This is a genomic window from Rhodobacter lacus (assembly GCF_042683065.1).
Taxonomy (GTDB): domain Bacteria; phylum Pseudomonadota; class Alphaproteobacteria; order Rhodobacterales; family Rhodobacteraceae; genus Rhodobacter; species Rhodobacter lacus.
The window spans coordinates 583,857-606,335 of sequence record NZ_JBHUIX010000013.1 but is presented as its reverse complement, the minus strand read 5'-3'; the positions used below and the strand labels follow the sequence as shown (position 1 = coordinate 606,335).

The window sequence follows — 22,479 nt, the reverse complement described above, 5'->3', positions numbered from 1 at the left end:
TGTGAGCGGGCTCGCACGGGTTAACGGCGACCTTGCGCGCAACAATTGAAGATTCACTTAAATCGCATCATTTTCTCGCCACGCCCGCCAAATTCAGAGCGCGGCGCGTGCGCGTAAAAGGCTGAGACGGCGCGAAAATTCGGACACGCGCAGCCCGCCCGAAGCAATCCGCGCCGGGTCTTTGGCGGCGCGCACCAGCGCCTTGCGCGCCTGCCAATGGGCCAGCATGGCAAAACGCGCTGCCTCGGGGGCTTTTTGCAGCGCCTCCTCTGCGGCCTCAAGCCGGGCCAGCGCCTCGATGGCGAGCGTGCCAAGGGCTGCGGGCGTGGCGCCCACCAGGCACAACCGCCCGCGCGCCGTGAGCTCGGGCAGCGCCACGAGCCAGTTTGCCAGCCCCGCCGCAGCCCCGGCCGCGCGGAGCGCCGCCTCGTGACCCGAAAGCCCGAGCGCGCGCGCCGCCGCAAGGGTCAGTGCGCCGCTCGTCGCGTCAAGGTAATCGTGCAGCCGCCCCGCATCCTCAAACGGGTCAGACCAGCAATCCGCCCGCCGCGCCTCTCCCACTTCGACAAGCAGCTCAAGCGCTTCCGGCACAATCTTCAAAAGCGCGGGGCCAATTTCATGACGCGGCTCCGCGCCCGTGGTGGCCAGCGCCCCGAGCGCATCAATCCACCATTGCAGCCGGATCTCGGCCACCATCGGCTCGCGCGCCGCCCAGGGCGCCCGTGCCATCTCAAGGTTCGCGGCATAAACCGCAAACAGCGGTGCACGCGCGGCCCCCGGCAGCGCCATCACCGCGGCAAACCGGTCCGGGTCTGCGGCAGCCAGCGCCTCGGCACAGGGCGTGATCGGGTCGCTCATACGGCCTTGGCCCCGTCCCGGATCAGTTTCCACCAGATCGCATCCAGAAGCGCCTCGAAAGAGGCGTCCACGATGTTCGGGCTCACCCCCACGGTGGACCAGCGCGCGCCCTGCCCGTCTTCGCTGTCGATGATCACCCGCGTCACCGCCTCGGTGCCGCCCTGCGTGATCCGCACCCGAAAGTCGACCAGCTTCATATCCGAAATCAGACATTGATAGGGCCCAAGATCCTTGACGAGCGCCTTTGACAGCGCGTTGACCGGGCCCCGGTCATGCCCCTCGGCATCAAGGCTTTCAGAGACCGAAAGCATCTTCTCGCCGCCCACGCTGACCACGACCACGGCTTCCGACATCGTGACCATCTGCCCGTCGCGGGTCTTGCGCCGCTCGATCCCGACGCGGTAGCGCAGCACCTCAAAAAACTCCGGGCACAGCCCAAGCACGCGGCGCGCCACCAGCTCAAAGCTCGCCTGCGCGCCATCATAGGCATAGCCGCGATCTTCGCGCTCCTTGATCTCGTCGAGAATCTCGACAAGCCGCGGGTCTTTCGGGTCGACCGCGATCCCCATGCCCTTGAGTCGCGCACGCAGGTTCGACTGCCCGGCCTGGTTCGACATCGGGATCAGGCGCGTGTTGCCCACGCAATCGGGCGCGATATGCTCGTAGGTCGAGGGGTCTTTCAGAATCGCCGAGGCATGCAGCCCCGCCTTATGCGCGAAAGCCGAGGCGCCCACATAGGGGGCCGAGCGCAGAGGCACGCGGTTCAAGATGTCGTCGAGCCGGCGCGAAAGCCGCGTGACACTTTTCAGCTTCTCCTCAGAAACACCTGTTTCAAAAAGGCTTTTGAAGGGCTCTTTCAGCAACAATGTGGGGATGAGCGTGGTCAGGTTGGCATTGCCGCAGCGCTCGCCCAGCCCGTTCAGCGTGCCCTGGATCTGGCGCGCCCCCGCCATCACGGCGGCGAGCGTATTGGCGACAGCGGTGCCCGTGTCATCATGGGTATGAATGCCCAGATGATCTCCGGGTACGCCCGCCGCAATCACCGCGCGGGTGATCGTGCCAATCTCATCGGGCAGCGTGCCGCCATTCGTATCGCACAAAACCACCCAACGCGCGCCGGCAGCATAAGCGGTGCGGCAACAGTCGAGCGCATAGTCCGGGTTCGCCTTGTAGCCATCAAAAAAATGCTCGGCGTCAAACAGCGCCTCGCGCCCCTGCGCCACCATATGCGCGACCGAGGCGCGGATATTTTCGAGGTTTTCCGCGAGCGTGATGCCAAGCGCCGTCGTCACATGGTAATCATGGGTCTTGCCCACCAAACACACCGCGGGCGTGGCCGCATTCATCACCGCGGCGAGCACATCGTCATTCGCGGCCGAGCGCCCGGCGCGCTTGGTCATGCCAAAGGCGGTGAAGGTCGCGCGCGTCTCCGGCCGGGCGGCAAAAAAGTCGCTGTCGGTCGGGTTCGCCCCCGGCCAGCCGCCCTCGATGTAATCAATGCCGATCGCGTCCAGTGCCTCGGCAATGGCGATCTTTTCGGGCACCGAGAATTGCACGCCTTGCGTCTGCTGCCCGTCGCGGAGCGTGGTGTCGTAAAGGTAGAGCCGCTCTTTCGCCATCACAGCCCCTCCAGCTTCGCGGCGTCGAACCCGGCGCCGGGCAGAAGCTCCACCCCCGCCTTCGACATCCGCACCTCAACGCCTGCCGCCACAAGCGCCGCCTTCATCGCATCGACGGGCGCGAAATCTTTGGTTTCCATCGCTTTGGCGCGCAGCTCAGCAAGTTTTTCGGCAAGGCCAGACAAATCCGCTTGCGGCACCGCCGCCCAATCGCCCAGCCCATCCTCAAGCAACCCCAGAAGCGCCGCCGAAGCTTTCAGCTCCGCCGGGTCGGTGAGCTGGTGCAACGCCGCAATGGCGCCCGCCGTGTTCAGGTCGTCGCTGAGCGCGGCGATGACCGCGGGCGCCGCGCTCGGCGCGGGGTCGATCCCCGCAACGAGCGCACGCCACTTGCGCAGCGTCGCCTCTGCCTGCGCGGCTTTTTCCGCCGTCCAGTCCATCGGCTTGCCGTAATGCGTTTGCAAAAACACAAACCGGATCACCTCGCCCGGAATGCCCTGATCCAAAAGATCGCGCACGGTGAAGAAATTGCCCAGAGACTTGGACATCTTCTTGCCCTCAACCTGCAACATCTCGTTGTGCAGCCAGATATTCGCAAAGCCCCCCTCGGGATGGGCGCAGCAGCTTTGCGCGATCTCGTTCTCATGGTGGGGGAATTGCAAATCAATCCCGCCGGCATGAATGTCGAACGAGGCGCCCAAGAGTTCGTAAGACATCGCCGAGCATTCGATATGCCAGCCCGGTCGGCCCCGGCCCCAAGGGCTTTCCCAGCCCGGAAGGTCTGCATCCGAGGGCTTCCAGAGCACGAAATCCATCGGGTCTTCCTTGAACGGCGCCACCTCGACCCGCGCGCCCGCGATCATGTCATCGACCGAGCGGCCCGAGAGCGCGCCATAATTCTCGTAGCTGCGCACCCGAAAGAGCACATGGCCGTCCTTTTCATAGGCATGGCCCCTGGCGATGAGATCGCCGATCATCGCGATCATCGCACCGATAAAATCGGTCGCGCGCGGCTCGTGGCTGGGGCGCAGCGCGCCAAGCGCATCCATATCGGCGTGATACCAGCCGATCGTCTCCTCGGTGCGCGCGCGGATCAGCTCTTCGAGCGTGCCCGCCGCCCCCGCCTCCTTGCGCGCCAGCGCGGTGGCGTTGATCTTGTCGTCGACATCGGTGAAATTGCGCACATAGGTGACGTGATCAGCGCCATAGGTGAGGCGCAAGAGCCGGTAAAGCACGTCGATCACCACCACCGGCCGGGCATTGCCCAGATGCGCGCGGTCATAGACGGTCGGCCCGCACAGATAGAGCCGCACATTGGCGGGGTCGATCGGGCGAAACGCTTCCTTGTGGCGGGTTTTCGAATTGTGCAGACGGATCATGAACTTCCTCACGGGGCTCTCGCCGCGGGCTTAGCTCATTCGATCCTACATGAAAACAGAAGAACGGCCCGCGTGACTTTGGTCAGCGGCAAATCAGGCAAATGCGGATGATCGCACGGGGTCTCATGCGCTCAGTTACGCCCCGCACCGGGCCGCCGTCAAGCGGCAGCGGCGGCGCGCGGCGGCGCAAAAGGCTCGATCCCCACCCGCGCGCCCTCAAAAACGCAAAAGCTCCCCGGCGGCACGGCCTGCCAGTCGCCCTCGCCATCCTCAAGCGGTTCAGAGACCACCGCCCGCCCCCGCCGCGTATCGGACCAGCGGTGATACAGCGTCGGCGCCGCATCATCCGAGGCATAGCGGATCGCGTAGAGCCGCTGACCATCCGAAAACGCCGCCGTCAGGCGCATATGCGGGGCACAGCCGCGCTCGGCGGCCAGCGCCTCCAGTCGCGCCGCCGCGCGCTCGAAAGCGCCTTTCGGATCGGCGTCGAGCCCTTCGGCCAGCGCAAGCAGGAACAGCGCCTCGCTGTCGGTCGCGCCCTTCCGATGCGGATAGAGATGATCGGGGATGAGCATCTCCCCCGCCCGCCGAAAGCGGTCATAGCCCCCGATCTGGCCGTTGTGCATGAAGCTCCAGCGGCCCACCACAAAGGGGTGGCAGTTGTTGCGGCTTGTGGCGGTGCCGGTCGAGGCCCGCACATGCGCCAAGAACAGGGAAGATTTCACCTGCGCCGTCAACGACTTGAGGTTCGGGTCCGACCAGGCGGGCATGACATCGCGGTAAAGCCCGGGCTCGGGGCGCGCATCATACCACGCCAGCCCAAAGCCATCGGCGTTGATCGCAGTGTGGCATTGCGTGGCACATTGGCTCTGATGAATGAGCGAATGCCCCGGTTTCGAGACGATATCTTCCAGAAAAATCGGTTGCCCGATATAGGCGGCCCAGCGGCACATTCTCTGCCCCATTCAGGCGGTTGGCTCCGCCCCGGTGTAACACTGACACATGTGTGTCACGTTAACGCTTTTCGGGGCGGGGCGAAAGGGTCAGGCGCTCTCTTCAACCACGACCAAATCGCGCACCGAGGCGCCCTTGGCATGGGCGAGCGCGGCTTGATAGGCGTCTGAGTGGTAGCAGGCCACGGCGGCCTCAAGCGACGGGAACCGCGCCACCACATTGCGGGCGCGGTCATTGCCTTCAAGCTGCACATAGCGCGTTGCGCGGGCAAGGAACACCCCGCCATGCGCAGCAATCGCCGGCCCCGCGGCCACGGCATATTTGCCGTAAGCCTCGGGGTCGAGCACCTCGACGTGAGCGATCCAGAGCGCGGAGGGCATCACGCGTTCCCCGCAATCACGGCGCGCGCGGCGGCCAGCGCTTCATCAGCCTTGGCAATATCTGCCCCGCCGGCCTGCGCCATATCCGGGCGACCGCCGCCGCCCTTGCCGCCAAGCGCGGCAGCCGCCGCCTTGACGAGATCGACCGCCGATACAACCGAGGTCTTGTCATCCGTGACGCCCGCCGCACAGGCCGCCTTGCCGCCGGTATCGGCGACGATCAGCACCGCGCCCGAGCCAACCTTTTCCTTCAGGCTGTCGACGAGCGCGGGCAGATCCTTGCCAGAGACCCCGGACACAACCTGAGCAATGAAGCGCAAGCCATTGATTTCTTCTACTTCCGGGCCGCCAGTGGCACCGCCCGACATGGCCAGTTCGCGGCGCAGCTGCGCCACTTCATTGGCAAGCGCCTTGCGTTCTTCGGCCAGCGCGGTCACGCGCTCAAGCACGTCATGGGTCGAGGTTTTGAGCGCGCCCGCAACGGCGTGGAGCGTATCGGCATATTCCTCAAGCTGATCAAGCGCCGCCTGCCCGGTCAGCGCCTCGATGCGGCGCACCCCGGCCGAAGAGGCGCTGTCGCCCAGAATGAAGAAGGCGCCGATCTCGCCGGTCTGCTTCACATGGGTGCCACCACAGAGCTCAAGGCTGTAGGTCTTGCCGCTCGTCCCCTTGCCCGAGCCCAAAAGCTCGCCCATCGAAACAACCCGCACCTCGTCGCCGTATTTCTCGCCAAAGAGCGCTTGCGCACCAAGCGCGCGGGCATCGTCGGGCGTCATGATCCGGGTCTCGACCGGGCTGTTCTGGCGCACGAATTCATTCACTTCGCGCTGCACCGCAAGGATTTCCGTGCGCGTCATCGCCTTGGAATGGGAAAAGTCGAAGCGCAGCCGGTCTTCCGCGTTGAGCGAGCCCTTTTGCGCGACATGCTCGCCAAGCGCGCGCCGCAGCGCCTCGTTCAGCAGGTGCGTGGCCGAGTGGTTGGCGCGGATCGCACCGCGTCGCGCATGGTCCACCTCGAGCTTCGCGGGCTGGCCGCGCGTGAGCTTGCCCGAGACCACCTCGCCAATATGCACGAAGACACCCGCGACCTTCTTGGTATCGGAGATCTTCACCTCGGCGGTCTCGGTGCGGATGATGCCGGCATCCCCGACCTGCCCGCCCGACTCACCGTAAAACGGCGTCTGGTTGACAACGATCTGCACCGGGCCCGTGGCCTCTGCCACTTCGGCCCCCTCGACCACCAGCGCAAGGATCTGCCCCTCGGCCGTCTCGGTGTCATAGCCGAGGAACTCGGTCACGCCCTTCGCCTCGGCGATCTCGAACCAGATCTTGGCATCGCTCGCCTCGCCCGAACCGGCCCAGGCGGCGCGCGCTTTGGCCTTTTGTTCGGCCATCGCGGCATCAAACCCGTCGGTATCGACCGTGCGGCCCTTTTCGCGCAACGCATCCTGCGTCAGATCGAGCGGAAAGCCGTAAGTATCATAAAGCTTGAACGCGGCGGCGCCCGGAAGCTCTGCCCCCTCGGGGAGCGCGGCAAGCTCTTCATCCAGAAGCTTCAGGCCACGGTCGAGCGTCACTTTGAAGCGGGTTTCCTCAAGCTTCAGCGTCTCCTCGATCAGCTTTTCGGCGCGCGCCAGCTCGGGGAAGGCCGCCCCCATCTGCCGCACCAGCGCGGGCACGAGCTTGTGCATCACCGGGTCTTTCGCACCGAGCATATGCGCATGCCGCGCGGCCCGGCGCAGAATGCGGCGCAGCACATAGCCGCGCCCGTCGTTCGACGGCATCACGCCATCGGCGATCAGGAACGAGGTCGAGCGCAGGTGGTCCGCGATCACGCGGTGATGCACCTTGCCCGGGCCATCGGGATCGGCCGAGGTCGCATGCGCCGACGCCTCGATCAGCGCGCGCATCAGATCGGTGTCGTAATTGTCATGCTTGCCTTGCAACAGCGCGCCGATCCGCTCCAGCCCCATGCCGGTGTCGATCGATTGCATGTCGAGCGCGCGCATCGAGCCATCTTCGAACTGCTCGTTTTGCATGAACACGAGGTTCCAGATCTCGATGAAGCGGTCGCCATCCTCATCCGCCGAGCCGGGCGGGCCACCCCAGATATGGTCGCCGTGGTCGTAAAAGATCTCTGTGCAGGGGCCGCAGGGGCCAGTCGGCCCCATTTGCCAGAAGTTATCCTTGGTGGCGATGCGAATGATCCGGTCATCCGAGAGCCCGGCGACCTTTTTCCAGATCTCCGCCGCCTCGTCATCGGTGTGGTAAACCGTCACGAGAAGCCGGTCTTTCGGGATCCCGAAATCCTTGGTCAGCAACTCCCAGGCATAGGGGATCGCCCCATGCTTGAAATAATCGCCGAACGAGAAGTTGCCCAGCATCTCGAAAAACGTGTGGTGGCGCGCGGTATAGCCGACGTTGTCGAGGTCGTTGTGCTTGCCCCCGGCGCGGACGCATTTTTGCGAGGTTGTGGCGCGCACGTAATCGCGTTTTTCCACCCCGGTGAAGCAGTTCTTGAACTGCACCATGCCGGAGTTGGTGAACATCAGCGTCGGGTCGTTGCGCGGCACGAGGGGCGAGCTTTCCACCACCTTGTGACCGTTCTTTTCGAAGAAGGAGAGGAAGGTGGAGCGGATATCGTTGAGGCTGGGCATGGGCAGGCCTTTTTTGCAGATTTCCTTCCGTTTAGCGATGCTTCCCGGCCCTGTCCAGAAAGCAAAGCGGCCGGGACTGGGCCCGGCCGTCGCAGTTTGGCGTTTCCGCGATCATTCCTGCGCGATCCGGGCCAAAGCCAAAGCGCGCGCGGGGCGGATCACTCCTCGGTCAGATCCTCCGCCGTCGGATCAACACCGAAGTCGAGCCCATGGCTGGCGCGGATCTTGTCCTCGATCTCATAGGCAATATCGGGATTGTCGCGCAGGAACTGCTTGGCGTTTTCGCGGCCCTGGCCAATGCGCTCGTCACCATAGGAATACCAGGCACCGGATTTTGCCACCACACCCGCCTTGACGCCAAGGTCGACAAGTTCGCCAACCTTGGAAATGCCCTCGCCATAGAGGATGTCAAACTCCACCTCACGGAACGGCGGCGCCACCTTGTTTTTGACGACCTTCACCCGCGTCTGGTTGCCGATCACCTCATCGCGGTCCTTGATGGCGCCGGTGCGGCGAATGTCGAGGCGCACAGAGGCATAGAATTTCAATGCGTTACCGCCCGACGTTGTTTCGGGCGAGCCAAACATCACGCCGATCTTCATGCGGATCTGGTTGATGAAGATCACCATGCAGTTCGAGCGCCCGATCGACGCGGTGAGCTTGCGCATCGCCTGAGACATCAGACGCGCCTGCGCGCCAACCGTGGCATCGCCCATATCGCCCTCGATCTCGGCACGCGGCGTCAGCGCCGCCACCGAGTCGACCACGACAAGGCTCACCGCGCCGGAGCGCACCAGCGTATCGACGATTTCCAGCGCTTGCTCACCGGTATCGGGCTGCGAAATCAGCAGCTCATCCAGGTTCACGCCGAGCTTTTTCGCGTAATAGGGGTCCAGCGCATGCTCGGCATCCACAAAGGCGCAGACACCGCCCTTTTTCTGCTCTTCCGCAATGCAATGCAGCGTCAGCGTGGTTTTCCCCGAGCTTTCCGGCCCGTAGATTTCAACGATCCGCCCTTTCGGCAGGCCGCCGATGCCAAGCGCAATGTCGAGGCCAAGCGAGCCGGTCGAGGTCGCCTCGATCTCGGGGGGCGGATTGTCACCGCCGAGCTTCATGATCGAGCCCTTGCCGAACTGCCGCTCAATCTGCGCCAGCGCCGATTCCAGCGCTTTTTGTTTGTCTGCCTTGCTTTTGTCGTTCATCTCGAAAAGGCCTGCCGTTGCCATCTGTTGTCCCCTTATCCCATAGAGGCGGCGGCGCGGCAATCTGTCCGGCCCCGGAAATTGTTCACCTCTTGTTCTCACCCATATGAGCACATTTAGAGAACATTGCAACGGGTTTTCCACTTTCCCTGCGCAAGACCCCCATCTGAAGGGCGCGCCCCAACCCGGGACTTTACCCGCCCCGGCACAGCGCCTATGAGGGGGAAAACAGCGAAGGCTTTGCATATGCTGATTTTCTGGGATCAACGGCTGGTGTTTCTGGCCACGCCGAAAGCCGGGTCAACGGCGGTAGAGGTTGCGCTTGAGCCGCTCGCCTCGGTGCGGATGCAGCGCCCGGCCCCCCTCAAACACATGAGCGCCGCCGATTATCACACCACGCTGGCGCCCTGGCTCTCGGCGCAGGCCGGAGCGCCCTTCACCACCGTTGCCCTGATGCGCGAGCCAATCGGCTGGTTGCGCTCGTGGTATCGGTTTCGCTTGCGCGACGATTTTGAAGACCCTGCGCATCCGATGGCCGGGCTCAGCTTCGAAACATTCGCAAAGACCTATGTGGCGCAGCCGGGTCTGGCCGGAATTGGCAGCCAATCGGCGCATCTGTGCGATGATCGCGGCCACCCGCTTGCCGACAAGATCTTTCGCTACGAAGAGATCGAGCGGTTCGTGCAGTTCCTTGAAGACCGGCTGGATTGCGTGATCACCCTGCCCCGGGTGAACGTGCCGCCCGCGGTCGACACGCAACTGAGCCCTGAAACAGAGGCGGCGCTGAAAGAGGCGCTCGCGGCGGATCTGGCGCTTTACGAAAGCCTTGCCTGAGAGGAATCTGGCGCGCTGCCCCCAGACGCAGAGGCATGGCCTGCACTCATCGCCCCCGCCTTGCGCTTGCCGTGGCGGGAGATCTGGTTTTGCACCGTCGCCGTCAACTCGCTCAGCGAGAAGGGTTTGGGCAGGAACACCGATTTCGGCATCGGCGGGCGGCCCTCGCGGAACACATCCTCCGCATAGCCCGAAACAAAGACCACCGCCGTATCGGGGCGGCGCTTGAGCGCCTCGGCCACCCAGGTTGGCCCATCCATCCCCGGCATGATCACATCGGTGACAAACACGTCGAAGACAAGGCTTTCATCGTCAAGGATGCGCAAGGCCTCCTCGGCATTTTCGGCCTCAAACACGGTATAGCCGCGCAGCTTGAGCGCACGCGAGGCAAAGGCGCGCACGGGCGCCTCATCCTCCACCAGAAGCACGCGCGAGGGCGCGCTTTCCTCAACGGCGGGAAGCTCAAGCGCCGGGCCCGCCGGGGCATCGGTCTCGACCTCCGCGGGGCGGTCATGAGCGGGCAGAAACAGCGTGAAAGCGGTGCCCGAGCCGAGCACGGAATCGCAGAAAATATAGCCGCCAGTCTGCTTGACGATGCCGTAAGCCGTTGAAAGCCCGAGCCCGGTGCCCTCACCCGGTTTTTTGGTGGTGAAGAAAGGCTCGAAGATCTTGCCAAGCTTGTCGGGCGGAATGCCGGTGCCTTCGTCGGTGACCTTGACGACGACATAATCACCCTTCGGCACCGCGGCACGGTCCCGCTTGAGGTCTTCGATCAGCCGCAGGTTCTCGGTCTCGATGCGGATCTCGCCGCCCCCGGGCATCGCATCGCGGGCATTGACGACGAGGTTCATGATCACCTGCTCAAGCTGGCGCTTGTCGGCGCGGATCGTGCTCAGGTTATCGTCATGGATCAGCGTCAGAACGACCTTTTCCCCCACCAGCCGGTTGAGCAGATGGGTCAGGTCCGAGAGCGTGTCGCGCAGGTCGATCACGCGCGGCTTCAACGTCTGCTTGCGCGAAAACGCAAGCAATTGCCCCACCAGAGATGCGGCGCGATTGGCGTTCTGGCTGATCTGGTCAAGGTCGGTGTAATCCGGGTCGCCCTTGTCATGGCGCAGCATCAACAGATCACAATGGCCCGAAATCGCGGTGAGCAAGTTATTGAAATCATGTGCAACCCCGCCGGCAAGCTGGCCAATCGCCTGCATCTTCTGGCTTTGCACGAACTGGCCTTCAAGGGTTTTGAGCTGTGTCGCATCGGAGAGCACGGCAATCAACCCGGTGCGCCCCTCCTCGATCACCCGCGCAAGCGTGACCTGCAAGAACACCTCCCGGTCCCCACGGCGCGCGCGCAAGACTTCGGGGCGGCGTTCGGTCCGCCCGGCCACCGCATCGGCGACCCAGTCCTCGACCGGGCGACCAAGCCCCTCAAAGAGATCGCACAGCCGCGTGCCGGGCGCGATCTGGCCCAAGAGCCCGCGCGCGGCGCGGTTCACATCGACCGCGCGCCCGTCGATCGCAAGGCGCATCAGCGCCACCGGCAGGCTCTCGAACGAGGCCGGGTCATGCGTGCCCGGACGCCCCGGCGCCACCGGCATCAGATAAATCTCGTCCCGCCCGCCCGCACCTTCGATCTGCGCCACCATGCAGCGCATCGGCCCCTCGGTGGTGGTAATTTCCTGCTCTTCGCCGGAGCGGATCGGCAGATCGGTAAAAATCCGGTCGAGCGTGCGCATCCGCTCGCCCACCAGCCGCCGCAACGCCTCGTTCATGAACAGGATCGTGCCGGTTTTCGACACGGTCAGCATCGGCAGCGAGAGCGTTTCACCGCCGCGCCCGCCCACGGCGCGCTCGGCCATGTCTTCGAGCCGCCACAAAAACCCGCCGCCATCAATGCGGTGCACCGCAATGCGCATATGGCCGCGCCGCGTCACCACATCTTCGCGCGCCGCGCCAAGCGCCACCGCCTTTGATTGCAGCCGCGCCAGCACCGAGCCCGGATTGGCAAACAGCTCCCCCAGCGCGCGCGCCAGCGTTTGCCCGCCCCGCGCGCCAAACCGATCCGTTGCGGCGCGGTTTTGATACCCGATCTCCCCTTCGGCATCGGTGGTGAAGGAGGGCGAGGCATCATGCGCGATGAAGGCCGAAAGCGAGGCCAGCATCTGCCCCTGCCGCCGCGCGCCAAGCCGTTGCGCAAGCTTTGCCAGCACCGCAAGCACGAGAAAGCTGCCCGAAACGGAGAGCAGCAGCGTCATCCAGAGCCGATCCTGAGCGAAATACCCCGCCACCCCGGCGGCGACGGCCCCGAGCAGAAGATAAATCGCCCCCGGAGCGATCAGGGCTGCCGTGCGGCCAAGCGCCGGCAAGGACGGATCGGGGTGCGTCACGGGCCTGTTCCTTTTCAGAATCGTCTCCTCGCATTCGGAAACATTTAGGTTAAAGCCTAGTTAACAAATAACCGGCTCAACCCAAAGATGTAACAGAAAGTTCCCGGTCCGTTCACACGCGCGCAAGAACCGCGCCAAAAAAGCCATCCCCGCCCTCGCAGGGCGTGAGACGGAGGGCTCGGAGGCTGTGCCAGAGCCCCTGCGCCGTGAAGGCCGCGACTTGGGCCTCGTTTTCCACCGCAAGAAGTGAACAGGTCATGTAGCAAAGCCGCCCCCCCGGGGCGACAAAGCCCGCCGCGCGCGCAAGAATTTCGCCTTGCAGCGCCGTCAGCTCCGCAAGCCGCGCCGGGGTGAGCGCCCATTTGGCCTCGGGCGCGCGCCGCCATGTGCCCGAGCCCGAACACGGCGCGTCGACGAGCACCAGATCGAAGGTGCCGGTCACTTGTCCCGGTTGCGCCAGCGTGATCCGCGCCCCCGCCCGTTTGGCGCGGGGGGCAATGTCGCGCATGCGTGCGGCGTCAATGTCATGCGCGGTGATCTTCGCCTCGGGGCACGCGGCGGCGAGCGCCAGCGCCTTGCCGCCACCGCCGGCGCAATAATCCAGCACGCGCGCGCCGGGGGCGAGCGGCATGAGCGCAAGCATCGCCTGTGAGGCGGCATCCTGCAATTCGACAAGGCCGGTCTCATAGGCGTGGCTTTTGGAGAGCTTGCGCGCGCCCGAACTGACCTCAAGCGCGGTCGCGGCGAGGGGATGGGGCGCAGTCTCGATCCCCTCCGCCGCAAGCGCGGCCTGTGCCGCATCGCGCGTGGTTTTGGCCGTATTCACGCGCAAAAACACCGGCGCGCGCGCCTGCATGCGTGCGGATACGGGCGCGAAATCCGCCCCCAGATCGGTGCGCAGCTGCGGCAAAAGCCAATTGGGCCAGTCGCTGGCCCGCAACTCTTCGGGCGCTGGCGCGGGCGCGGCAAGATGCGCCTTCTCGGCCGCGGCGAGCGGCGCGGGCGCATGGCCGAGGCCGGTGAAAAGCGCCTCCGGGTCGCGCCCTTCGGCGCGGCAGAGCCCAAGCATGAGCCCCCGCCCCGTCAGCCCGCCCCCAAGCGCGGCAAAGCTGCCCCGGCAGCGCAACGCATCAAACACGAGATCGCGCACCGCAGCACGGTCGCCCGAGCCGGCAAAGCGGTTGGAGCGGCCCCAATTCGTCAGCACACGTTCGGCAGGCGCCCCCGCCAAAATGGCATCCAGCAGGTCGATCGCGGCGGCAAGGCGGGCGGCGGGGGTCATGGCAGTCCTTTCTGGATCACTGGCGCAACAGCCGTGCCTCGGCGGCATCGGCTTTCGCCCACCGCAGCACCCCCTCGCTGACCGCGGCCGCCATCTGCGCACGCCACTGCGCATCAAGAAGCCGGGCCCGGTCCATCTGCGAAGAGAGAAAGCCCAGCTCGATCAGCGCCGAGGGAATGTCGGGCGAGCGCAAGACCGCAAAATTCGCGGTCTGCACCGGGTGGCGGTGCATTCGTATCCCCGCCCCCTTGATCGCGCCCGCCAGCACCTGCCCCAGCCGCACCACGCGCGGCTGGGTCTCGGTGCGGGCAAGGTCCATCAACACCCCGGCCACCGCATCGTCATGGCCTTCAAGGTCAACGCCCGCGAGCAGGTCAGAGCGGTCATGCCGCTCGGCGAGCTTGCGCGACGCGGAATCCGAGGCTTTGTCATCAAAGCGATAAAGCGTTGCCCCCATCGCCTCCCCCTCGGGCAGCGCATCGGCATGGAGCGACAACAGCAGATCGGCGCGGAAGGCATGGGCGCGCGTGACCCGCTCTTCCAGCGGCACGAATTCATCCTCGTCGCGCGTCATGCCGACCTCGATGCCTGCGCGGGTCATCACCTCCTTGAGTTCGCGCGCGAACGAGAGCACCAGCACCGCCTCCGAATAGCCATCCGCCTCGGCGCCGGGATCAATGCCGCCATGGCCCGGATCGAGCATCACCCGAAGCGGCCGGGTGCCATCTTGCCGCGCAAGGGGCGGGCCGGTGGGGGCAGGCTGCGGCAAATCCCACAGCGCCGATTGCGCGGCCCCGTCATGGGCGCGGAACGCCTCTGCCGCAACCGGTGCCAGCCGCAACTGCAGCGCAGGCGCGCCCGCAGTGCGCTCTTCGGCCGAGACAATCCGCGCCGGGCCGGTAAGCTCGGCCACCAGCCGCGACCAGCCGGGGCGAAACTTGCCCCAGCGCACCTCGCCGAAGAGGCCGCGATGGGAAAATGCCTCCGCCTTGGCCGGGCCAAAATCCAATTCGCGAAAATCCACCACCAGCCGCGGCGGATCATCGAGCAAAAAAGCCCGGAACGGCACCGGCTGGCTCAGCCCCAGCGTGATCTCTGTCGCATCGTCGCTTGCGCTCAGGGCGCTGCGCTCGGGTTCAAGGCGCGCCAGCGCGGACAGGCCCGCTGTCTGTGCGCCCACAGGCGCCGCAAGCGCAACAAGCGCCACTAAGGTCGAAAGGAGGCGTCTCATCTCTGCTCTGGTTCGGGGCGTGCCGGATCTGGCGGCCGGTTTGCGCCATCCTAACGCATGGCGCCGCGGCAGGGAAACCCCTCAGCGTGCCGCCATGAACGCCGCGAGCGCCGCGAGCCCCTCTTCCAGCTCCGCGGTCGCGCGCGCATAGGAAAACCGCAAGGTCGTATGGCCGCGCACCGGGTCGAAATCAAGCCCAGGCGTCACGGCAACACCCGCCTTTTCAAGGATTTCGGCGCAAAACGCGCGGCTGTCCTGCGTCAGATCGGAGACATCGGCATAAATGTAGAAGGCACCGTCGGGCGGCGCGATTTTGCCAAAGCCCGCCTTTGGCAGTGCCTCAAGCATGAGGGCGCGGTTTTTTGCATAGACCGCGCGGTTCGCCTCCAGCTCGTCAATCGCCTCGAGCGCGGCGCACGCCGCCACCTGGCTCGCATGCGGCGGGCAGATGAACATGTTCTGCGCCAGCCGCTCAACGGTGCGGATATGATCCTCCGGCACCACCATCCAGCCCACACGCCAGCCCGTCATCGAGAAGTATTTCGAAAACGAGTTGATCACATAGGCCTCATCGCCGATTTCCAGCGCCGAGGTGGCACGGGCCTCATAGTGGAGCCCGTGATAGATCTCGTCGGAGACAAAGCCGAGCCCGCGCGCGGCGGCTTCCTGCATCAGCGCCGCAAGCTCGGGCTTGCCGAGCATGGTCCCCGAAGGGTTGCCGGGCGAGGCGACAATGAGGCCCTGCACATCGGCAGGAATTTCCGCGGGCACCGGCTGATAACGGGTCTCGGGCCGGGTCAGAATATCGACCGGCGTGACCGACATCGCGCGCAAAATCTGCCGATAGCTCGGATAGCCCGGCGCCCCGAGAGCGACGCGGTCCCCGGCATCGAACAGCGCCGAAAAGGCAAGCAGGAACGCGCCCGAGGAGCCGGGCGTGACCACCACCCGCTCGGGGTCGAGATCGACGCCATACCAGCGCGCGTAAAGGCTGGCGATGCCGCGGCGCAGCTCCGGCAGGCCCAGTGCCACGGTGTAGCCAAGGCTCTCGCGCTCAAGGGCTGCGGCAAGTGCCTGGCGCGCGCGCGCGGGCGCCGGTGTCGACGGCTGGCCCACCTCCATATGGATGATCCGCCGCCCCGCCGCCTCGGCCGCCCGCGCCGCCTCCATCACATCCATCACGATGAACGGATCGACCTGCCCCCGGCTGGATCTGCGCATTGTCGCCTCCCGAAAAGTTGCGGCTCCGGGATAGGCCCGACCCGAAACAGGGTCAATGACGAAAGCCTGAAGCGCGGCGGCGGGTTTTGTCTTGCGTGCCGGCGCGGCATTGGCGAAGGTGCCGCAAACCGGTGCCGCAGGCGCCCCTTTCAGGATGACCCGATGACCCGTCTCTCGCTCGCCGCCCTCTTCGCGCTTTCGACCGCGCTCGCGCTGCCCGCTCAGGCGTTTGATCTCGGTGCCATGAGTGCAGACGAAAAGGCGCAGTTCGGCACGGCCGTGCGCGACTACCTGATGGAGAACCCCGAGGTTCTGGTCGAGGCGATCAACAAGCTCGAAGAACGTCAGCAGGCGCAAGCCGCGCAAAACGACAAGGTTCTGGTGCAAACCAACGCGCAGGACATTTTTGAGTCCGAAGGCGACTGGGTGGGCGGCAACCCGGACGGCGATGTGACCATGGTCGAGTTCATCGATTACAAATGCAGCTACTGCAAGAAGGCCTATCAGGTCGTCGACGACGTGCTGAAAAAAGATGGCAAGATCCGCTTCGTGGTGAAGGAATTCCCGATCCTCTCCGATCAATCGGTGCTCGCGGCGCGCTTTGCGGTGGCGGTGCGCCAAGTCGCGGGCGATGCCGCCTATGAGACGGTGCATAATGCGCTGATGGACCTGCGCGGCGACATCACGCTCGATAGCCTGAAACGGCTCGCGCGCGACGAGAAGATCGACGCCGATGCGGTGATCGCGAAAATGAACACCGAAGAGGTAACGGCGGTGCTGCGCGCCAATGCCCAGCTTGCCGAACGGATGGGGATCGCGGGCACGCCCGCCTTTGTTGTCGGCAGCCAGCTCTTGCGCGGCTATGCGCCCACCGAGACAATGCAGCAGTTCGTGGCACAGGAACGCGGCTGAGGGCAGAAGGGGGCGCTGCCCCCTCTTGGCCTTTCGGCCAATTCACCCCCGGGATATTTTCACAAAGTCGAAGGGCGCCCATTTCGGAGCGCCCTTTGGCTTCGACTTTGCATAAATATCCCGGGGGGAGTCCGCTTGCGGACGGGGGGCAGCGCCCCCCTCTCCGGCCGGCCCCGGCGCCTCACTCGGCCGCTTGTTCCGCCGCCGCAAGCGTTGCCGCGCGTTCTTCGACCAGCCGCACGATCTCGTCGATCATCTGCTCGTTCGACATCTTGTGGCTTTGCTTGCCCGCGAGATAGATCATCCCCGCGCCCGCGCCGCCGCCGGTAAAGCCGATATCGGTCATCAGCGCCTCGCCCGGCCCGTTCACCACGCAGCCGATGATCGACAGGCTCATCGGCGTCTTGATATGTTCGAGCCGGCGCTCCAGCGCATCGACCGTCTTGATCACGTCAAAGCCCTGACGCGCGCAGGAGGGGCAGGAGATGATCTGCACGCCGCGCGCGCGCAGCCCGAGCGATTTCAGGATCTCGTAGCCGACCTTGACCTCTTCGACCGGATCGGCCGAAAGGCTGACCCGGATCGTGTCGCCAATGCCCGCCCAAAGCAGGTTGCCAAGCCCGATGGCCGATTTCACCGTGCCCGACATCAGCCCGCCCGCTTCGGTGATGCCAAGGTGCAAGGGCTTGTCGGTCGCCTCCGCCAGCGCCTGATAGGCGGCGGCGGCAAGGAACACATCGGAGGCCTTGACCGAGATCTTGAACTCATGAAAGTCGTTGTCTTCGAGGATCTTGATGTGATCCATGCCGGATTCGAGCATCGCCTCCGGGCAGGGCTCGCCGTATTTGTCGAGCAGGTGCTTTTCGAGCGAGCCCGCATTGACCCCGATCCGCATCGAGCAGCCATGGTCCTTCGCGGCCTTGATCACCTCGCGCACGCGCCTGGCATCGCCGATATTGCCGGGGTTGATGCGCAGGCAGGCCGCGCCCGCCTCGGCCGCCTCGATCGCGCGCTTGTAGTGGAAGTGGATGTCGGCCACGATCGGCACCGGGCTCTCGCGGCAGATCTCTTTGAGCGCGCGGGTCGCATCTTCATCGGGCGCCGAGACGCGGACGATATCGGCCCCCACTTCAGCGGCGCGGATCACCTGCCCCAGCGTGGCTTTCACGTCGGAGGTGATGGTGTTGGTCATCGTTTGCACCGAGATCGGCGCATCGCCCCCCACGGGCACCTTGCCCACCCAGATCTTGCGCGAAGGGCGGCGGGCGATGTTGCGCCACGGGCGGATGGGATTGTGCGACATGAGAGGCCTCCGGTTCGTTGCCCAACACATAGGTCAGCCGCCGCGCGAGGGCAACGGACGCAATGCCGCTCCCCGCCCCAAAGCGGCCCCGCCGCGGTCGCGTTATCGTTATTCGGTGGGCGCCGCGATGGCGGACGAGGCATCGGCCACGGCAACGAGCTTGGCCAGATCGCTGTCGGCGGCAAGGTCAGCCACGGCATAGGTTGCATCCAGCGCCTCGGGCGCCAGCACGATCCCCTTCGTCACCGCGCCCTTGGCGCCCGCAGGCCCATGCGCCACGCCATTGACGGCGAAATAGATCGCGCCCGATTCCCCGGCGCGCAGCTTTGGCGGTTCGGCGAGTTTCGGCACGGCGAAGCGCTCGCCCGCATCCATCACCTTCTCGAAGATCACCGAGCCGTCCGAGCCCGTCACCCGCACCCAGGAGGGGCGCACGGCGATCAGCTCGACCTCGGGCGCCTCGGCGCCAAGCGTGCGCACGATCGGCGCCCCATCCGCGGCGGGCACGGTAAGCGTGGCCTCGGCCAGGCGCGCAGGCTGGCTCGGCGCGGCGGGCGCCGTGCCGGCAAGCAGCCCCGCCTCACGCGGATCAATCGCCGCAATCGGGCCATCGCGCGCGATCAGCACCGGGGTCTCCAGCGCGGCGGGGCGGTAAAGGCGGTCAAACGCCTCGGTCGCCGCGGGGCTCGGCAGCGACTCTGCGGCATTCGCGGTCTGCATCGGCGCCACTGCATGCAGCGGGTCAAGCTCGGCCACGATGCCCGGCGCCTGATCCACGGGGGCCAGTTGCACGCGCTGCACTTCTTGCAGGACGGACCAGCCGCCATAGCCGATCCCGCCCGCAACCATCACCACAACGGCAAGCGAGCCCACCGCGCGCGGGTCGATTTTGGTCCAGAACGGCGCCGGTTTCGGGATGAAGGAGGCATTGGGGTTGGAGAGCGACTCGCTCAGATCCGCGGGGCGGCGCTGCGGCTTCGGCCCGGAGGCGGCCGCGGCGAGCCCATGCGTCGGCGAGAAGCCCGCCTCGCGGCAAAACCGCTCAAACGCCCAGTCCGGGTCAAGCCCGAGATAGCGCGCATAGGAGCGCACAAACCCGGCAATGAAAGAGGGGGATTCAAAGGCCGAAACATCGCAATTTTCAATCGCAGCGATGTGAATGGCCTTGATGCGCAGCTCGCGCTGCACATCAAGCAAAGACTTGGAGAGGGTGGCGCGTTCGCCGCGCAGCACATCGCCCAGACGCAGTTCGAAATCGTCAAAACCTTTCGGTTTTGTCTCATCCTCTTGTGTCGAAGGAGTGACCTTCCACCTGATCATGTGCCTGCCCGTCCCCGAGGTGTCGTTCCGATTCGAGCCCTATGGCCCAGAATTCTTGATATTTGACTACCACACCCCGGAGAGGCTTGCACCCGCAGAATGGATCAGGCGACGGCTTCGGCGCGATTCAGCGCACAGCGCGCCCAGAGCGCATCCATCGCGTTCACCAGACCCTCGATCTGCGCCATGTCATGCACCGGCGAGGGCGTGAACCGCAGCCGTTCGGTGCCGCGCGGCACGGTCGGGAAGTTGATCGGCTGCACATAAACGCCGTAATCGGCGAGCAGCATGTCCGACACCGCCTTGGTGTGAACGGGGTCGCCGATCACCACCGGAACGATGTGGCTGCCATGGTCGATCACCGGCATGCCGAGCCCTTTGAAGCGCAATTTGAGCGCCTTCGCATGGGCTTGCTGCAGATCGCGCAGTTTTTGCCCTTCCGCGGTTTTCAGGAAGGCGATCGAGGCGCGCGCGCCCGCGGCAATCGCCGGCGGCAGCGAGGTCGAGAAGATGAAGCCCGGCGCATAGGAGCGCACGGCATCGACCATTTTCGCAGTGGTGGCGATATAGCCGCCAAACACGCCATAGGCTTTCGCCAGCGTGCCGTTGAAGATGTCGATCCGGTGCATCAGGCCATCGCGTTCCGCCACACCGGCGCCGCGCGGACCATACATGCCCACGGCATGCACTTCGTCGATATAGGTGAGCGCGCCAAATTCGTCGGCGAGGTCGCAGATCTGTTCGATCGGGCCGAAGTCGCCGTCCATCGAATAGATCGACTCAAAGGCGATCAGCTTCGGCGCGGCCGGATCGTCGGCGGCGAGCAGTTCGCGCAGATGCGCCACGTCATTGTGACGGAAGATCCGTTTCGGGCCCTGGTTGCGCTTGATGCCTTCGATCATCGAGGCATGGTTCAGGCTGTCGGAATAGATGATCAGGCCGGGGAAGAGCACGCGCAGGGTGCTCAGCGTCGCGTCGTTCGCGATATAGGCCGAAGAGAAGACGAGCGCGGCTTCCTTGCCGTGCAGATCGGCGAGTTCGGCCTCAAGCGCCTTGTGATAGGCGGTGGTGCCGGAAATGTTACGGGTGCCGCCAGAGCCGGCGCCAACGGCTTCGAGCGCCTCATGCATGGCGGCGAGAACGACCGGGTGCTGACCCATGCCCAGATAGTCGTTGCCACACCAGACGGTGATGTCCTGCTTCGCCCCATCGGGGCGGTTCCACTGCGCCTTCGGGAAGGCGCCTTTTTCGCGCTCGATGTTAATGAAGGTGCGGTAGCGGCCTTCGTCGTGCAGTTTCTGGATCGCTTTGTCGAGCGCGAGATCATAGTCCATAGTCGTCACCCCTGGCTTGATGCACTTGGTTGTGGTCTGCCGGTGTCGGCTCTTCGGCCCTTCCGGCACGGTCCTTGATAAGCGTCAAGCTCACAAAAAGGGAGTTCTAAATTGTCGCATGCGCGTGCACAATTTTATTTCGCGGATGATTTTTCGGGCATTTGAAGGATGCGCAGCGTCTGGTGCTGCGGCAAAGTGGCTGTTAGGCTTCCTCCAAAGGAGACCAAAATGACGCTCGAAGCCGTTCTTTCCCGTATCGATGAAACCCTGCCCGACTCCTGCGAGCGGCTGATGGAACTGATGCGCATTCCCTCGATTTCCACCGACCCGGCGTTCGACGCAGATTGCGCCCAAGCGGCAAACTGGCTGGTGCAGGAGCTGAAATCGCTTGGTTTTTCTGCATCGTCGCGCCCCACGCCGGGGCATCCGATGGTGCTCGGGCGCCATGCCGGGCCGGGGCGGCATATCCTGTTTTACGGCCATTACGACGTGCAGCCGGTCGATCCGCTCGAGCTTTGGGAGCGCGATCCCTTCGAGCCGCAGATCGAGGAGACGCCGAAGGGGCGGGTGATCCGCGGCCGCGGCGCGGGCGATGACAAGGGTCAGTTGATGACCTTTCTCGAGGCTTGCCGCGCCTGGAAGGATGTGCATGGCACCTTGCCCGGTAACCTTACGATCTTTTTCGAGGGCGAGGAGGAATCCGGCTCGCCCTCGCTGATTCCCTTCCTGAAGGAGAACCGCGAGGAGCTCGCGGCGGATCTCGCGCTGATCTGCGACACCTGCATGTTTGCCGATGAAGTTCCCGCCATCGTCACCATGCTGCGCGGCCTCGCGAAGATCGAGTTTACCATTCGCGCCGCCAACAAGGATCTGCATTCGGGCATGTTCGGCGGTGTGGCGATCAACCCGATCCGGGTGATCACCAAGATCCTTGGCGGGCTGCAGGACGATCAGGGCCGGGTCACGCTGCCGGGCTTTTATGACGATGTGGCAGAACTCCCCGAGGCGGTGGCGGCGCAGTGGCAAGGGCTTGGCTTTGATCACGCCGCCTTCCTCGGCGGGGTCGGGCTCACCACCCCGGCAGGCGAGGTGGACCGCACGCCGCTTGAGCAGATCTGGTCTCGCCCGACCGCCGAGATCAACGGCATCTGGGGCGGCTACACGGGCGCGGGCTTCAAGACCGTGCTGCCCGCCGAGGCGAGTGCGAAAGTGAGCTTCCGCCTCGTCTCCGAGCAAGATCCCGACAAGATCCTTGCAAGCTTCAAGGCCTGGATCGAGGCGCAGCTGCCGCCCGATTGTGAACTGGTCTGGACCGCTCCGAACGGCTCGCCCGCCGCGGTGATGGAAATCACCGACCCCGCCTTCGAGGCCGCGCGCGAAGCGCTTTCGGAGGAATGGGAGCGGCCTGCCGCCTTCATCGGCAGCGGCGGCTCGATCCCGGTTGCGGGCTATTTCAAGGATATCCTTGGCATGGATGCGATGCTCGTGGGCTTTGGCAAGGATGACGACCAGATCCACAGCCCGAACGAGAAATACGACCTGCAAAGCTTCCACAAGGGCATTCGGAGCTGGGCGCGCGTGCTGGAGCGGATCGCGGGCTGACCGG

General features: G+C 65.0%; 17 protein-coding genes. 3 read left to right on the top strand and 14 right to left on the bottom strand.

The genetic code is table 11. The annotated features are described in order from the left end of the window. Positions 1-93: 93 nt before the first annotated feature. From ACFSM0_RS14975 to recA, 7 genes are all read right to left on the bottom strand, one after another. Positions 94-858, bottom strand: coding sequence for a squalene/phytoene synthase family protein (locus ACFSM0_RS14975; RefSeq protein WP_377392058.1), 765 nt, complete (start codon positions 856-858; stop codon positions 94-96). After that, positions 855-2,477, bottom strand: a complete 1,623-nt coding sequence (gene cimA / locus ACFSM0_RS14970; protein ID WP_377392055.1) for a citramalate synthase — start codon at positions 2,475-2,477, stop codon at positions 855-857. The genes ACFSM0_RS14975 and cimA overlap by 4 nt, the downstream gene beginning before the upstream one ends. Beyond that, positions 2,477-3,856: a cysteine--tRNA ligase gene (cysS, locus tag ACFSM0_RS14965; RefSeq protein ID WP_377392052.1), complete on the bottom strand. Its 1,380-nt coding sequence runs from the start codon at positions 3,854-3,856 to the stop codon at positions 2,477-2,479. Before cysS ends, cimA begins: the two co-directional genes overlap by 1 nt. A gap of 158 nt (positions 3,857-4,014) precedes the next feature. Further along, positions 4,015-4,809, bottom strand: coding sequence for a class II glutamine amidotransferase (locus ACFSM0_RS14960; protein ID WP_377392049.1), 795 nt, complete (start codon positions 4,807-4,809; stop codon positions 4,015-4,017). Between the two features lie 90 nt (positions 4,810-4,899). Then, positions 4,900-5,190: a DUF1330 domain-containing protein gene (locus ACFSM0_RS14955; RefSeq protein WP_377392046.1), complete on the bottom strand. Its 291-nt coding sequence runs from the start codon at positions 5,188-5,190 to the stop codon at positions 4,900-4,902. Beyond that, a complete protein-coding gene (gene alaS / locus ACFSM0_RS14950; protein ID WP_377392044.1) occupies positions 5,190-7,847 on the bottom strand; it encodes an alanine--tRNA ligase in 2,658 nt (885 codons plus the stop codon). Before alaS ends, ACFSM0_RS14955 begins: the two co-directional genes overlap by 1 nt. A gap of 158 nt (positions 7,848-8,005) precedes the next feature. Continuing rightward, a complete protein-coding gene (gene recA / locus ACFSM0_RS14945) occupies positions 8,006-9,073 on the bottom strand; it encodes a recombinase RecA (protein WP_377392041.1) in 1,068 nt (355 codons plus the stop codon). 222 nt (positions 9,074-9,295) lie between these two features. On the opposite strand from recA, the gene ACFSM0_RS14940 reads away from it, so the two are divergent. Next, positions 9,296-9,883, top strand: coding sequence for a hypothetical protein (locus ACFSM0_RS14940; protein ID WP_377392038.1), 588 nt, complete (start codon positions 9,296-9,298; stop codon positions 9,881-9,883). On the opposite strand, the gene ACFSM0_RS14935 is transcribed toward ACFSM0_RS14940, so the two are convergent. The 4 genes from ACFSM0_RS14935 to ACFSM0_RS14920 form a co-directional block, all read right to left on the bottom strand. Further along, complete coding sequence (locus ACFSM0_RS14935) at positions 9,865-12,138, bottom strand: ATP-binding response regulator (protein WP_377392512.1); 2,274 nt, start codon at positions 12,136-12,138, stop codon at positions 9,865-9,867. The two genes, ACFSM0_RS14940 and ACFSM0_RS14935, sit on opposite strands and share 19 nt — an antisense overlap. Before the next feature lie 244 nt (positions 12,139-12,382). Beyond that, on the bottom strand, positions 12,383-13,552 hold the full coding sequence (locus ACFSM0_RS14930; protein WP_377392036.1) for an RsmB/NOP family class I SAM-dependent RNA methyltransferase: 1,170 nt from the start codon (positions 13,550-13,552) through the stop codon (positions 12,383-12,385). 16 nt (positions 13,553-13,568) lie between these two features. Next, positions 13,569-14,783 (bottom strand): N-acetylmuramoyl-L-alanine amidase, encoded by a 1,215-nt coding sequence (locus ACFSM0_RS14925; RefSeq protein ID WP_377392033.1) that lies wholly within the window; start codon positions 14,781-14,783, stop codon positions 13,569-13,571. Positions 14,784-14,864: 81 nt separating this feature from the next. Further along, positions 14,865-16,004 carry a pyridoxal phosphate-dependent aminotransferase gene (locus tag ACFSM0_RS14920; protein ID WP_377392030.1) on the bottom strand — a complete coding sequence of 380 codons (1,140 nt, stop codon included), beginning with the start codon at positions 16,002-16,004 and terminating at the stop codon, positions 14,865-14,867. A gap of 162 nt (positions 16,005-16,166) precedes the next feature. Between ACFSM0_RS14920 and ACFSM0_RS14915 the strand changes: the two genes are divergently transcribed. After that, positions 16,167-16,916: a DsbA family protein gene (locus ACFSM0_RS14915; protein WP_377392028.1), complete on the top strand. Its 750-nt coding sequence runs from the start codon at positions 16,167-16,169 to the stop codon at positions 16,914-16,916. A 181-nt stretch (positions 16,917-17,097) separates the two neighbouring features. Here ACFSM0_RS14915 and ispG read toward each other — a convergent pair whose 3' ends face one another. The 3 genes from ispG to hemA all read right to left on the bottom strand — a co-directional run bounded on the left by ispG (position 17,098) and on the right by hemA (position 20,873). Then, positions 17,098-18,219, bottom strand: coding sequence for a flavodoxin-dependent (E)-4-hydroxy-3-methylbut-2-enyl-diphosphate synthase (ispG, locus tag ACFSM0_RS14910; protein ID WP_377392026.1), 1,122 nt, complete (start codon positions 18,217-18,219; stop codon positions 17,098-17,100). A gap of 108 nt (positions 18,220-18,327) precedes the next feature. After that, entirely contained in the window at positions 18,328-19,539 is a 1,212-nt protein-coding gene (locus tag ACFSM0_RS14905; RefSeq protein WP_377392023.1) for a helix-turn-helix domain-containing protein, read from the bottom strand. A 104-nt stretch (positions 19,540-19,643) separates the two neighbouring features. Further along, on the bottom strand, positions 19,644-20,873 hold the full coding sequence (hemA, locus tag ACFSM0_RS14900) for a 5-aminolevulinate synthase (RefSeq protein ID WP_377392020.1): 1,230 nt from the start codon (positions 20,871-20,873) through the stop codon (positions 19,644-19,646). 228 nt (positions 20,874-21,101) lie between these two features. On the opposite strand from hemA, the gene ACFSM0_RS14895 reads away from it, so the two are divergent. Beyond that, positions 21,102-22,475: a M20/M25/M40 family metallo-hydrolase gene (locus ACFSM0_RS14895; RefSeq protein WP_377392016.1), complete on the top strand. Its 1,374-nt coding sequence runs from the start codon at positions 21,102-21,104 to the stop codon at positions 22,473-22,475. The last annotated feature ends 4 nt before the right edge of the window (positions 22,476-22,479 follow it).